Origin of the sequence: Pseudomonas sp. NY15372 (genome assembly GCF_048068215.1) — a bacterium.
In the GTDB taxonomy this organism is placed as follows: Bacteria; Pseudomonadota; Gammaproteobacteria; order Pseudomonadales; family Pseudomonadaceae; genus Aquipseudomonas; species Aquipseudomonas guariconensis_A.
Genome location: NZ_JBLUPY010000103.1, coordinates 1 through 327, shown reverse-complemented (window position 1 = coordinate 327; position 327 = coordinate 1). Strand labels below are relative to the sequence as shown.

1 pseudogene is annotated in these 327 nt (G+C 65.7%); it reads left to right on the top strand.

The features are described 5' to 3' along the window. Positions 1–75: pseudogene (locus tag ACNFG0_RS22905) on the top strand (molybdenum cofactor biosynthesis protein MoaE); the annotation flags it as partial. Between the last annotated feature and the right edge of the window lie 252 nt (positions 76–327).

Sequence of the window (327 nt, the reverse complement as noted above, 5' to 3'; positions counted from 1 at the left end):
AAGGAGAATACCCAGGAGGGGCCACGGTGGGTGGAAGGCAAGCAGAGCGACCAGGATGCCGCGCAGCGCTGGTAGTCAAAGTGCGCCGCCGCCCCCTCACTGTAGGAGCGGCCTTGTGCCGCGAAAGGACCGCGAAGCGGTCCCGGCAATGCCTGCTCAAGGCTGAAATCCCTGGGGCCGCTCTGCGCCCCTTTCGCGGCACAAGGCCGCTCCTACAGGAGCGGTAAGCGGCCTGCATCAGTGATGCTTGCGCGGCACCGGCTTGAGCAGCTCGTCAGGCGGCATCTCGCACTTGATCTTGCGACCCAGCAGTTCCTCGATGGCTGG